Consider the following 13,527-nt stretch of genomic DNA (forward strand, 5'->3'; position numbering starts at 1 on the left):
ATAAGCTTCAAAGAATCACAAGGAGGTAGTACATGCAAGCTTTAGATTTTAAAGAGATTGATCAAAAAATATCTAGAAAATTATTAAACCCCAAATTTTTAAAAACCTATGATATTCCAAGAACTCTTATTGAAGATTTTTTATCCAGCTCTTCTTATATTGAAAATCTAAGAACTATGATTGAATGCACAGACTTTACATGTACACGTACTCTTTTAATTTGTGAATATGCCATGGCTAAGCTATGCAAAGATAACTTACCCAAGGGCCCACTCAGTTACTTATACAATTACACGCTCTACAAATCCTTTCCTGAGGCAATAACAATAAGCCTTGATGAAAATCTAGTATCTGCCTGTGAACTCTACTTAAGAGTTCTTAGAATTGTATGTAGTTTTCAAAAAAAATCTAATGATACCACTTGGCAAAGCAAATATGCCATAAGTTTTTTGCGACAAGAGGAAATAGCAAGCTTAGAAAGTGATGATGAATATGTAAAGTTTATTAAAGCTTTCAAAAAAGATTACATTTATGAAATGATGAAGCTAAATGGTGAAGTTTTTAAATATAATACTCTAGATCATGTCTGTGGAGTGCATTATCTTTCACTACATATTGCAAGACAATTAAAGGATAAGCAAATTCAAATAGATTTAGGTAGAGTTTCGGGAGCTGCTGCCGGACACGATGTTGGAAAATATGGTTGCATCGGAGAAGAACTTAAAAGAGTTCCTCATCTACATTATTATTACACAGATCAGTGGTTCAAAAAACATAACATAAACTACATTAGGAATATTGCAATAAATCATTCTACCTGGGATTTAGAACTTGAAAACCTTTCTCTAGAATCTTTAGTGCTAATATATTCCGACTTTAGAGTTAAAAATCTAGAAACTAGCAAAGGCTCCACCATGAACATATTTTCCTTAGCCGACTCCTTTAAGGTTATACTTGATAAGTTAGAAAACGTTGATGAAAAGAAAGAAAAGAGATATAAAAGAGTGTATGCTAAACTTAAAGACTTTGAAGATTATTTAATTAGTATTGGCATTAACACGACGCTTAGTGAAGATGAAAATCCAAAAATTCATAAAGCTCCTATTTACTCATTAATGCAAGGAAATGAAATAGTTCAAAACCTTAAATATATTTCTATAAATCATAATATTAACTTAATGTATACTATCCGTGATGAATTCTCGTTGGATGAGATATTAGAACAGGCTAGAAGTGAAAAGCATTGGAAAAACTTAAGAGAATATATAAGAGTATTTGAAGAATATTCTACATATTTAACTCAAAAGCAAAAGCTTCAAACAATTAAGTTTCTCTACGACAATCTAACTCATCCTGAGGACGATATAAGGCGCCATTGTGCTGAACTCATTGGAGTTCTTATAGCTATGTTTGATGAAGATTACAACAAGGAAATCCCAAAGAATGTAAGTATACAAAGTTCTAATGTTCTAAGCTTAGATTTATTTAAGGAATATTTAGACCTACTACTTTATCCAAGTCACAAAATAATTCCAAATCATAGAAGTTGGATGGGTTACAGCGCTAGAATTATGGTGAATTCCTTGTTTAAAAATTGTAGAAAAAGTATGCTTATTTCCTACAGAAACCTTATGATTAAATATTATGATTCTACATACTTTGGCAATACAGAAACTCAACTGTTTCTATTAGAAACTGCAAAGTATATTCCCCTAGACCCATTTGACAATAACTTAATCATATTGTTTAACTATATAATTTCCATGACAAATAAAAGAAGCAGTATTTTAAGACTTTCAGCTTTAGAAGTTATTAATGACTTAATAATCAAACTTCCAAAGGACAATTATTTAAGGGAAAACTTAACAGGACAATATGACAGTTACTATACTAAAAGTAAAATACCTATAGAAAACCTACTTAAACTTAGAATTTTCACTCTGCTTAATCTAAAAACTTCTATTCCTATTTTTCAAAACTTTTGTGAAGAGGATTATGCAAAAATACCGGACATATTCTTAAGTAATTTAAAAACAGCAACAGATTGGGTAAAAAAGAAAAACCAAATTGATTTATTACTTAATTACACTATAAATAAAGCCCCCACAACAGGCCTTCACACAGCCATTCATTTTTGTAACTTGCTTAAAGTAAGTGCTGTAGAGACCGTTCGTAACAGAGCAGGTATTGCAATACTTAAGCTTATGCCATTTTTAACATTGCCTGAGAGAAACGAAGTTGCTGTGGAACTTCTTCGCGCGCTAGAAATAGAGGGCCATAGGTTTACTGAGTATATTCCTCCATACCTAGGTGAAATACTTCTCTGGTTACAACCTAAAGAATTAGATGAAATTATTGAGGATTTAAAAATTAAAATTAAAATAGCAAATGAAAATGTAAAACCACTTATTTTGAAGACTATGGGTTTGTGTCTGGCAAACTACCCCAAGTATAAAAATAGATTTAATGAAAAATTACAATCTTATGATAGCCGCTTACTTAATGTACTTGGAATACTTTTAAATGGCCTTGGTGATTACAAAACAAAGGTTAAACAGGCCGCTGTAAGCACCTTTGGAAAAGATATCTTTGGTTCTAAACTCCTGTCTCTGGAAGAGAAGAATGTTATATTTAAATTAGCTTCAAAAAAAATCCTTACTCTTATTACAGATGATAAAACAGAACAATTACTTTTCCTTACAAATTCTGCTGCACTGAATCATATATATAGATTTATATCAGATTATACCTTTTTTGAAGGTGAAATTAATATACCTGTCCCTTCAAAAACTGCTTTTTTCCCAGGAACCTTTGATCCTTTTTCACTAAGTCATAAGAACATTGCAAAATCCATAAGAAATATGGGCTTTGAAGTTTATTTGTCTGTGGATGAGTTTTCTTGGTCAAAGAAAACCCTACCAAACTTGCTTCGTAAGAACTTGCTGAGTATGTCTATAGCTGATGAATTAAGTATTTTTATTTATCCTGAGGATTTCCCAACAAATATTTCTAACCCTGAGGATTTGAAAGTATTAAAGGATAACTTCAAAGAATCTGAGGTTTACTTTGTTGCAGGTAGCGATGTTATATTAAATGCTTCTTGCTATAAAAATCCTATTACCGAATGCTCTATACATAATTTTCCGCATATAATTTTTGAGCGTGGGAAAAATAAACACTTAGATGAAGCTATAAAAGCTATTCTTGGGGAAATTAAATTAATACATCTCCCTTCTAGCTATGCGAATATTAGCTCTAGTCAAATAAGAACTTATATTGATGATAATCGGGATATTTCAAGCTTAATTGATCCGTTAGTTCAGCAGTATATTTATGAAAATGGATTTTATCAAAGAGAACCACTAGAAAAGCTTTCTTTAGCCTCCTCTCATATAGATATTGAGTTTGCCGAAGAAATCACTGAGATTTTAATAAAAAGAATTTCTAATTGCTGTGATAATAAAGAGCTAGCCTTTAAGGTTTTAACTGAGCTCTCAACAAAAACTGCCCCTAAACTTGTAATAGTTAAAAATACCCAAACTCATGAAATTCTGGGTTTTACAGCAATGCACTGGATTCGTTCAAATATTCTATACAACGAATTAAGGGATGATAAATTATCAAAATATGTTCGTGAAAATGCTTCAGGTAGAATTATTCTTATAGATTTAATGTATATTAATAATAGGGAAAAGAATGGGATTATTGAGCAAATACTTATTACAGAATCTTTAGCTTATGCAGTATCTAAAGACTATGAGTATGCAATTTTCAATCCAATCCTACAAGATTTATACGCCTCCTCTTTAATTGAGCTTCTATATCTACATGGTTTTAAAAAAGTTGATACTACTGATACTAGCTTAACGTCCCTTGTTGTAGATATGAGTAATCCTTGTATATTAAATTTAGATATAGAAAATGTTCTTAAAGAGCCCTTTAGAAGTAGCTTACGAGTAAAACAAGTCATTTCCAGTACAAGAAAGCTATTGCAGCAGGTACTTGTTAATGTTTATCCAGGTGAATTAGTACTGTCCTTTAATAGTGATGTTCTTCATCAGAAAATGATAAAAATGGTTTGCAGTGAAAATAATGTTCCGACTAAAGCAAATATCAATAAACAAAAGGGCGATAATATGTGTGTACCTTATGGCGATATTCTCGATAGATATATCGTTCCAAATACAGTTACTAAATCATTGTATATCGAAAAGTTTTTCAGCCCTGACGTTAAGAAGTTTAATATTGCGCAGTTACCTTATTACTTAAGCCTTAAACATCAAATTAAAATGATTAAATCCTTTAATAAACCTGTAATACTAGTGGATAATATACTTCATAAAGGCTATAGAATGAAGGCTTTGGACCCACTCTTAAAAGAGGAGTCAGTAAATGTTAAAAAGATTATAGTCGGTATATTATCTGGACGTGGAAAAGACCTTATGGACATGCAAAACAGGGATGTTGATAGTGCTTACTTTATACCTAGACTTAAAACTTGGTTTAATGAGAATACACTATATCCCTTCATTGGTGGAGATGCGCTTTGGAGAGGCCTTTATCCTAAAAGAAACTTACTTCCTTCTATTAATTTAATACTTCCATATACCTACCCAGCATTTATAAGAAATGCCTCACAAAGTAGTCTTTATGCATTATCAAAAGTGTGTATTGAAAACTCTATAGAGCTTTTAAAGATTTTAGAAAATGAATACCATATTTTATATACTCGTAATTTAACTTTAGCTTCCTTGGGAGAAGTGTTTACTGTTCCACGCTGCCCTGATATTGGTCTTGATATAAAGTACGACTTAAATATCTCTCCTTCCCACTACCTAGAAAATGATTTGCAACTGCTACGTAGATTAGATAACCTTTCATAAACGAGAAAAGTATATATTACTACAAATTCATGAATATATACTTTCCTTAAGCTAGTAGGGTATATTCAGAAATAATTATAAAGGGGTTTCTTAAAATGTTTTATTACTATATGAAGAGTGAAAAATTATTAATATCAAAGGAAGAGTATCCTAATCTAAAAAGTCTATCTGAAAGTGAAGCAGAAAAATACAAGGGCATAATTTTTGCCCTTAATAAACTTAACCCAGAACGGGGAAGAAGGAGTTTTTCTGTTTCCCATGAAAACTTTTTATTCATAGAGAAGGAAACCGTAAATTTACTTGTAACGCCTACAACTTCTAGTGTTAACCCACCACAGTGGATAAAAGATGCAATAACTTGTAATCGCGTCACGTCTTTGAATACTCTCTATCCTAAGTGGCAAGAGGTATTGACCCACAATGAACCTGATAAATGGAGAGTAAATGTGGTGGGTCTTGGAGATGTTGGTGGAACCTTGCTTACAGGCTTAAAACTTTTAGGTGTTGAAAAGATTCATAGCTTAGGACTATATGATAGAGATACAAATCGAATGGAACGCTACAAATATGAGCTTAGTCAGATACTTTCACCAGATATGAATGAAGGTTCTATAGATATAGTGTGTTTAAATGAGGAAAGTGTCTTTGACTGTGATATGTTTGTATTTTGCGTATCTGTGGGTGTTCCAGAGGTTGGCAATGAGTCCACTGATGTGCGCTTAGTACAGTTTGAGGGCAATGCTAAAATTATAAGTCACTACGCTAGACTTGCACGAAATAATAACTTTAAAGGTATATTTGCTGTAGTATCAGATCCAGTTGATTTACTTTGCAGGGCAGCTTTTATTGAAAGTAATAAAGCTAGTGATGGAACTATGGACTTTATGGGCCTATCTCCAGAACAAATCAGAGGTTATGGGCTAGGGGTTATGAATGCTAGAGCTTGCTATTATTCCCAGCAACAAGATGCTACAAAACATTATATCCATGAGGGTAGAGCTTTTGGACCACATGGAGAGGGCCTAATAATAGCCGATAGTATTTTAAACTATAATGAAGAGCTTTCAGACGCTTTGACTCTTAGCACTAAGGATGCAAACCTTGAAGTTCGTTCTACAGGTTTTAAGCCCTATATTGCTCCGGCTCTTTCTTCTGGTAGCTTGTCGCTACTTGCCACCATTAACTCCAAGTGGCATTATAGTGCTACCTTTATTGGTGGTACTTTTATGGGCTCTAAAAACAGACTTTTACCTACTGGCATTGAGCTTGAAACCTTATCCCTAAATGAAGTACTATTAAGCAAACTAAATTCAACCTATAACTATCTTAGCAATTTAATATAATTTGCTAAGATAACTATAAAAGGGGGCTTTTATGAAGGATTTATTTGTAATAATGCCAAACAAAAATATTTCTCCCCTGCTACTAGAAATGGTTAAAAAGGTTACTGATTTCACTAATTATACTCTAATTCAAGATTCTAATAACATTCCTAATCTTCAAGACAAGAAAATATTCTTTGCCTGTGAAAACACAGATATAGACTGTGACATTACAATGCTTGAATTTTTTTCAAAACTATATGAGAAAGGTACTACTTGCCTTTTAGGCTCTGTTGGCGCAGTACTTATCCATAGTAATACTGAGCACGGTACAAAACGCACCAGTCAAGACATTATATACCTTGCAAACAACTTAGGCTGCTGTTTCATAGGCCATAGTATAGTAGAAGCCACATCAACCCTTAGAAATTTTCTTACTTGGCAAAAGATTTTAAATTTGTCAGTGGAAGAAATTTGTTTAGAAATGTGTTCTAGGCTAAGTAAAAGATTATTAGAATATAACCCTACTATGGTGAATAACCCAAAAATATTAGTGCTATACTCAAGTCCGCATAAAACTTCTAATACTTTGGATTTATGGCACATGACCTCAAATCATCTTTCTGGTTACGATATTAAAGAACTACAAATAGAAAATGGAGAAGTTTTAGATTGCAACGGCTGCTCCTATAAATCGTGCATTCACTTTGGTAATGAAAACAAATGCTTTTATGGAGGAATTATGGTCCATGATGTACTTCCCTCTATTGAAGAATCTGATGCAGTAATATGGTTATGCCCTAACTATAATGATGCTATAGCTGCAAATTTAACAGCTGTAATCAATAGACTAACAGTGTTATATAGACATATTGATTTTTATGATAAAAGCATTTTTGCAGTAGTGGTATCCGGTAATTCTGCAAGTGATTCTATTACCAAGCAATTGATAGGAGCTTTAAATATAAATAAAGGCTTTAGATTGCCACCATACTTTTCTATAATGGCTATTGCTAATGATCCTGGTGATATTTTTAATATTCCTCACATTGATGAAATTGCTGAAGGTTTTGCAAAAAATATAATAAAGGAAATAAAAGCCTAACGTGCTTTCATTTCCTTTTATTCATCATTAAATCATCATCTGCGATGCTTAAATATTAACAACTCAAATGTGCTAATTACCTTCTAATGATGCCTTAATTTCAATTATACGTTTATTCAAAATTGGATGCATAACATAGGGTGCTATATCACAAAGTGGCTCTAATACAAACATTCTCTCTTGCATTCTTGGATGAGGTACTATTATCTCTTCTAGAGAACTAATAAGATTATCATACAATAACACATCTAAATCTACTGTTCTTGGTCCCCATCTTATAATTCTTTCTCGTTTTAATTCCTTTTCTATAGATAAAAGGAATCTTACAAGCTCCAATGGATTTAACAATGTCTTTACTTCAATAGCACAATTTAAAAAATCTTCTTGTTCTATATATCCTACTGGCTTGGTTTCATAAAACTTTGAAGTTTTTATTATCTTAGTATGAGTTGAATGGTTCATAAGCTCAAAGGCTTCCTTCATATTCTTCTCCTTGTCCCCCATGTTTCCACCTACACCAATATATGCAGTATGCCAGCTTCTATCAATTTCTACTGCTGCATATTCTAGTGGCCTGCCAATAGGGGCCCAAGGTTTCTTCACTTTAACCTTAACTCTTTGAACTAAATCATATTTTAAAAGTATAAACTCTGCTATCTTTTCTGTAGCTTTCTCTATGAGATCATAGCTTTCTTTCTTAAACTCATCCTCAACCAAGTGGCAAAGCTCACCATAATGAACAGTCTTAGTTAAGTCATCAGTACTGCCTGCGTCTCTCAAAGAAAGAAAAAGCTCTATGGAAATTAAAAATCTTTGTCCTAAGGTTTTCTCCGCTTTAAACACGCCATGATGAGCATAAACTTCTAAGTCTTTTATATACATTTTATCCATAGTGTTATCTCCTTTACACATAAGGGTATTTTCCTAACTTCTACATATTGCATCTGTCATGCTACAAACCCTTTTATTCTCTTTTATATCATGAACCCTTATAAACTCACAGCCATTAACTATCCCTATAGCAGTAGTTGCCAGGGTTCCCTCCAGCCTTTCTTCCACTGGTAAGTCTAGTGCAAATCCCACCATAGATTTTCTAGAGGTTCCAAGTAGCACAGGATATCCTAAGCTACTTAGCTTTTCTAGATTATTCATAGTTTTTAAATTATCCTCTTGGCTTTTTGCGAACCCTATGCCTGGATCTATAATAATGTTTTCTCTCTTAACTCCTGCCTTTAACGCAATAGTAATACTTTCTTCTAAATCCTTTAATATATCTACAATTAGGTTATTATAATTTTTATTATCTCTATTGTGCATTAAACAACAAGGTACATTATATTTAGCTGCAACCTCTGCAATATATTTATCCTGCTTAAACCCCCACACATCATTAATCATAGCTGCCCCTGCTTTTACGGCAAGTTCTGCAACTCTACCTTTATATGTATCCACAGAAATTGGCACCTTTATTTCCTTGCTCAAAGCATCTATAATAGGAACCACTCTTTTAATTTCTTCTTCCATGCTTACAGAGCAATGTCCTGGTCTTGTGGATTCACCACCAATATCAATAATGTCTGCGCCTTCAGCAACCATTGCTTTTGCACGATTTATTGCCATATCAATATCATTAAATTTCCCCCCATCAGAAAAGGAATCCGGGGTAACATTTAAAATCCCCATTATGTAAGTTCTTTTACCTATTTCAAAATCTATGCTTCCTATCTTCATAAACTCCCCTCCCAAAAAAATTATTCATCAATTTTCTGCCAAAGCATAAAATCCTAGTAACTGTCGATTATCAACTGTATTTTCAGTATGTTATCTTCAAGTTTTTCTTCTCTACTGGCCATTTACAATTATCACTAGCCCTGCAGCTAAGACAATTTCTTGAAAGCTTGTCGCACTTATATAGTAAATGACTTAAACTATTTAATTCTTCACTATTATTTCTATGGCTTCCTATAGCCTCTAGAATCTCATCTATTTCTTTAGTATCATATTTACACTGCACTAATATATTTTTAGCAATTATCACAGATGCAATCTCGTGAGGGGTTCCATTTTCATACTCTTCTCCTCGACCTATATCATGTAGTAGTGCTGTTGCATAAATCATATGTTTGGGTATATTTAATCCATCTTCTAAATTCACTATGTACATAAGCCTTGCCACATCTAAAAAGTGCTGTATATCATGCTTGCAAAACACTCTATCTTTTTCAAGCCCTTCTATCTTCTTTAAATTATTCTGGAAGTTATTATTTTCTATAATAATATTGATTTTATCATTTATTAAATTATTATCTATGATTTCCACCCCTCTAGACTAATACTAACCCTCATTAGATTACATAAAAAGTCATTATTCTGGCTTACTATCCTGTAACCTATCCTTTATAACTTTCTACATATCTATCATAATACCCTTTTATTTCAGATACAACGCTATTCTCATTAATAACTTTATCTTCAATTTTGACCACCTTCATTATGCCCATAATACTATTAGTTATAAAAACACCCTGAGCTTCCATTAATCTGTCTAAAGTAAACTCGCCTTCTTGTATTTTAAATCCCATATCCAATGAACTACGCAAAACAAACTCTCGTATAATACCTGGCAACAACCCACATTTAACTTTAGGTGTAAAAATAACTCCATTTTCTATAAAAAATATATTACTTACAGCTCCCTCACTTATAAACCCCTCTGTGTTTAAAAATAGTGCTTCATTATGCCCTCTACTTATTATTTTATCCCGTTCAATTATATTTTCTACATAATTAAAAGACTTAACATACGTTAAATTTGCATGAGCATTTCGCCGAACTTCACTAAGACCTATGGAAAACCCTTGCTCATAATCACTAGGTTTATAGGTCACTTCTCTTGTGGTAAATATAGTGTTCTTTTCTGACACCATAATTTTCAGCACACAGTTTCTACAATGGAGATTTTCAATTTCAGTATAAACTTCTTCTTCTGTAATTGTTTTATTTATCCCTAATGTGCCTAGTCCACTATTTAACCTTTTTATATGTTCCTCAAGGAACACTGGTTTTTCTTTAACTAATATAGTCTCAAATGCCCCTTTTCCAAAGAAGAACCCACTATCTAAGGATATCTTTTCCTCTATCATAGAATATCCCCTCTAGTGCCACTTGCCACGTGGGTGGCACTAAGCGCACGCATCAGTGCCTTCGCTTTATCCAAAGTTTCGTCATACTCAAATTCTTCATTAGAATCCCAAGTTATTCCTCCACCAACACCAAAATAAGCTTTGTTATCCTTTATTAAAATTGTCCTTATAATTATATTTAAATCTACATTACCATCGAAGCCCAAATAACCTAAGGACCCAGTATATATATTTCGACGCACTGGCTCTAATTCCTCAATAATCTCCATAGAACGTATTTTAGGTGTTCCTGTTATTGATCCTCCAGGAAAACAAGCTTTTACGCATTCTAATGGACTTACCGAATCTTTTAATTCGCCTACTATTGTAGATACTAAATGAAAGACTGTACTATACTCCTCTAGCTTAAAAAGCTCTGTTACCTTAACTGAGCTAGGCTTACATACTTTGCTTAAATCATTTCGCTCCAAATCCACTACCATAAGAAGCTCGGCTTTATCTTTTTCACTACTCATTAATATATTCTTATTTTTAAGGTCCTCCGCTGCATTAACACCCCTTGGCATGGTACCTTTTATGGGTCTAGTTTCCACCACTTTGTTTTTAATACTCAAAAACCTTTCTGGTGATGAGCATACTATATTAAATCCCTCAAAATTCATAAGTGCAGCAAAAGGAGCTGGATTTATATGCCTTAAATCTTTGTATATTTCGTAGGCACCTCTATTAATGGTACAAGTAAACCTTTGAGTTAAATTGGTAATATATATATCTCCACTTTTTATATAAGCCCTTACTTTTGATATAGTATCCATATAACTATTCTTTCCAAAGCCTGAATGAAATTTATTAGTTATGCCTCCTACCTCTGCGTATACAGTTTTATTTCCACTTTTTATACGCTGTGCAATATCATATATACTGTCCTTTTGAGATTTAAGTATTCCTAGTGCAGAAATATATACAATCTTTTCACGATTATCTAAAATAATAATATTATCATAAAAATTATAATAACAGTGAGGTATATCTATATCCTCCTCAGCTATATTAGGTAGCTTTTCAATTTCCCTAGCAATATCGTAAGAAAAGTATCCTATACCGCCCGCTACAAAGGGTAGGTCAGTATTATTTTCTACAGAATATTCTTTTATAATTTTATTTAACTCATAGAAGCTATCCCCTATATAGACTTCTTCACCCTTATAACACCTACCGCCTTTGCTTTTAAAGGTTAAAAAGCAGTTAACACCTATAAAAGAATATCTTCCTAAAGTTTCATTGTCCCTAGCACTATCTAATAATATGGTATTTAAGTCGTCTTTAAATAAAGAATATATATCAAAACCATCCAATTCAGTTTCTATCTTTTCAATTATCAGCTTCATCTTTCTCTCCTTAGTTTTCAATAAAACTATTTTCAACTCTAACTTCATCAATAAATTTTTTAAGAATCAAGTGTCCATACTCCGTAAGTTCTGCTTCAGGGTGAAATTGTACACCTTCAATATGATAATCCTTGTGCCTTATTCCCATTATAACTCCGTCCCCAGTCTCACTGGTTACCTCTAATGCCTCTGGCAAAGATTCTCGCTCTATCACCAAGGAATGGTATCTTGTAACCTTCATTGGGCTTACAATGTTCTTAAATATATATTTTCCGCTATGCTCAACTTCAAATACTTTTCCATGCACCGGCTCATCACCTTGAATAATCTTGCCACCAAAGACCTTACCAATAATCTGATGCCCTAAGCATATTCCCAAAATAGGTATACTTCCCTTAAAGCTCTCTACTATTTCCATACAAATTCCTGCATGTTCTGGTGATTTTGGACCTGGCGAAATAATTATTCCTTCTGGTTTAATTGTAGCAATGTCCTCCAATGAAATCCTATCGTTTCTATATACTAATATTTCCTCACCTAATTCTTCAAAGTATCTAACTAGGTTGTAAACAAATGAATCATAATTGTCTATCATTAAAAACATAAATGTCTCCTATTCTCTTATAATTATATATTATCAGGGGTAACCTACTCTAATACCATTATATCAAATAGTTTACATAAAATCATTAAGAGTACAATTTGCGCAGTTTATATTGTAAATAATAATTATTATTTATTAAAAACCCCTTTAAATATTCAGCATTATTATGTAAAATGATAATATATAAAATAAAACAAGTGGCAAGTCAAATATTTGAGGTGATTATATGTACAACAAAGGTGATTTCCATCTTCATACAAATGCATCTGATGGAAAACTAAGTCCTAAGGAATTAATTTACACTGCTTCTATAAGCGGTTTAGATATTATAGCAATAACAGATCATGATACAACTATAAATGTTGAAGAAGGCATTAGAGAAGGTTTAAATAAAAATATAAGAGTAATACCAGGTATAGAGCTTTCAACCGTTCACAATAATGAAAGCATTCATATTTTAGGATATTTTAGAGATGATAAATATAAAAACGAAGCTTTTCAAAGCTTTTTAAGTGATGTGGATAACTACAGAATAACAAGAGCTAAAAAAATAGTAGAGAACCTAGACACATTCTTTAAAATAAAATTAGATTATGAAAACATTTTAGATGAGGCTAAAGGTGTAATAGCAAGACCTCATATAGCTAAAGCTATAATAAATGCTGGTTATAGATATGATTGGAAATATATATTTGATAACTTACTTTCAAATGATAGCCCTGCATATGTAGAAACCACAAAAATTTTAACTGCTGATGGAATAAAAATGTTAAAGGAGCTAAATGCAATAGTTGTTCTTGCACACCCCGTGCTTATCAAAAATTCTTCCATAGATGAAATGCTGAGTTTTGACTTTGATGGTATTGAGGCAATTTATCCACAAAACACAAAAAAACAAAAAATCTTTCTAAAAGCAAAGGCTAGAGAATACAATATGTTAATTACTGCTGGTTCTGATTTCCATGGAATTACATCTTCGGATACAAGTCATGGCAACATTGGTTCAGTTTTACTACGTGGCACCGAACTAGAGGCCTTTGTAAATGCATTAGAATTATAAAAGGGGATGTTTACACATCCCT

Annotated in this window: 10 protein-coding genes; 4 read left to right on the forward strand and 6 right to left on the reverse strand. The window is 32.5% G+C overall.

What is annotated here, in order from left to right:
- Positions 1 to 32 precede the first annotated feature (32 nt).
- The 3 genes from LGK97_RS14980 to LGK97_RS14990 all read left to right on the forward strand — a co-directional run bounded on the left by LGK97_RS14980 (position 33) and on the right by LGK97_RS14990 (position 7,310).
- On the forward strand, positions 33 to 4,883 hold the full coding sequence (locus LGK97_RS14980; RefSeq protein WP_226260556.1) for a cytidyltransferase: 4,851 nt from the start codon (positions 33 to 35) through the stop codon (positions 4,881 to 4,883).
- 95 nt (positions 4,884 to 4,978) lie between these two features.
- Positions 4,979 to 6,226: a lactate/malate family dehydrogenase gene (locus LGK97_RS14985; protein WP_226260557.1), complete on the forward strand. Its 1,248-nt coding sequence runs from the start codon at positions 4,979 to 4,981 to the stop codon at positions 6,224 to 6,226.
- Positions 6,227 to 6,257: 31 nt separating this feature from the next.
- Positions 6,258 to 7,310, forward strand: a complete 1,053-nt coding sequence (locus LGK97_RS14990) for a flavodoxin family protein (protein ID WP_226260558.1) — start codon at positions 6,258 to 6,260, stop codon at positions 7,308 to 7,310.
- A 72-nt stretch (positions 7,311 to 7,382) separates the two neighbouring features.
- Here LGK97_RS14990 and folK read toward each other — a convergent pair whose 3' ends face one another.
- From folK to LGK97_RS15020, 6 genes are all read right to left on the reverse strand, one after another.
- Positions 7,383 to 8,201 (reverse strand): 2-amino-4-hydroxy-6-hydroxymethyldihydropteridine diphosphokinase, encoded by an 819-nt coding sequence (gene folK, locus LGK97_RS14995; protein WP_226260559.1) that lies wholly within the window; start codon positions 8,199 to 8,201, stop codon positions 7,383 to 7,385.
- Between the two features lie 33 nt (positions 8,202 to 8,234).
- On the reverse strand, positions 8,235 to 9,041 hold the full coding sequence (gene folP / locus LGK97_RS15000) for a dihydropteroate synthase (RefSeq protein WP_226260560.1): 807 nt from the start codon (positions 9,039 to 9,041) through the stop codon (positions 8,235 to 8,237).
- A gap of 82 nt (positions 9,042 to 9,123) precedes the next feature.
- The gene (locus tag LGK97_RS15005; RefSeq protein WP_226260561.1) at positions 9,124 to 9,630 is read right to left on the reverse strand and encodes an HD domain-containing protein; all 507 of its coding nucleotides are present in this window, start codon (positions 9,628 to 9,630) and stop codon (positions 9,124 to 9,126) included.
- Positions 9,631 to 9,700: 70 nt separating this feature from the next.
- A complete protein-coding gene (locus tag LGK97_RS15010; protein WP_226260562.1) occupies positions 9,701 to 10,453 on the reverse strand; it encodes an aminotransferase class IV in 753 nt (250 codons plus the stop codon).
- Positions 10,450 to 11,841 (reverse strand): aminodeoxychorismate synthase component I, encoded by a 1,392-nt coding sequence (gene pabB, locus LGK97_RS15015; RefSeq protein ID WP_226260563.1) that lies wholly within the window; start codon positions 11,839 to 11,841, stop codon positions 10,450 to 10,452. Before pabB ends, LGK97_RS15010 begins: the two co-directional genes overlap by 4 nt.
- 10 nt (positions 11,842 to 11,851) lie before the next feature.
- Entirely contained in the window at positions 11,852 to 12,445 is a 594-nt protein-coding gene (locus LGK97_RS15020; RefSeq protein ID WP_226260564.1) for an anthranilate synthase component II, read from the reverse strand.
- Positions 12,446 to 12,671: 226 nt separating this feature from the next.
- Here LGK97_RS15020 and LGK97_RS15025 point away from each other — a divergent pair, with 226 nt between their 5' ends.
- Positions 12,672 to 13,505 carry a PHP domain-containing protein gene (locus LGK97_RS15025; protein WP_226260565.1) on the forward strand — a complete coding sequence of 278 codons (834 nt, stop codon included), beginning with the start codon at positions 12,672 to 12,674 and terminating at the stop codon, positions 13,503 to 13,505.
- The last annotated feature ends 22 nt before the right edge of the window (positions 13,506 to 13,527 follow it).

This window comes from Clostridium sp. CS001 (genome assembly GCF_020443565.1).
Taxonomy (GTDB): Bacteria; Bacillota; Clostridia; order Clostridiales; family Clostridiaceae; genus Clostridium_AD.

Excerpts from the sequence above, each read along its gene's own strand:
- LGK97_RS14980 (WP_226260556.1), top strand. The coding sequence starts at position 33 with ATGCAAGCTTTAGATTTTAAAGAGATTGATCAAAAAATATCTAGAAAA.
- LGK97_RS14985 (WP_226260557.1), top strand. The coding sequence starts at position 4,979 with ATGTTTTATTACTATATGAAGAGTGAAAAATTATTAATATCAAAGGAA.
- LGK97_RS14990 (WP_226260558.1), top strand. The coding sequence starts at position 6,258 with ATGAAGGATTTATTTGTAATAATGCCAAACAAAAATATTTCTCCCCTG.
- folK (WP_226260559.1), bottom strand. The coding sequence starts at position 8,201 with ATGGATAAAATGTATATAAAAGACTTAGAAGTTTATGCTCATCATGGC.
- folP (WP_226260560.1), bottom strand. The coding sequence starts at position 9,041 with ATGAAGATAGGAAGCATAGATTTTGAAATAGGTAAAAGAACTTACATA.
- LGK97_RS15010 (WP_226260562.1), bottom strand. The coding sequence starts at position 10,453 with ATGATAGAGGAAAAGATATCCTTAGATAGTGGGTTCTTCTTTGGAAAA.
- pabB (WP_226260563.1), bottom strand. The coding sequence starts at position 11,841 with ATGAAGCTGATAATTGAAAAGATAGAAACTGAATTGGATGGTTTTGAT.
- LGK97_RS15020 (WP_226260564.1), bottom strand. The coding sequence starts at position 12,445 with ATGTTTTTAATGATAGACAATTATGATTCATTTGTTTACAACCTAGTT.
- LGK97_RS15025 (WP_226260565.1), top strand. The coding sequence starts at position 12,672 with ATGTACAACAAAGGTGATTTCCATCTTCATACAAATGCATCTGATGGA.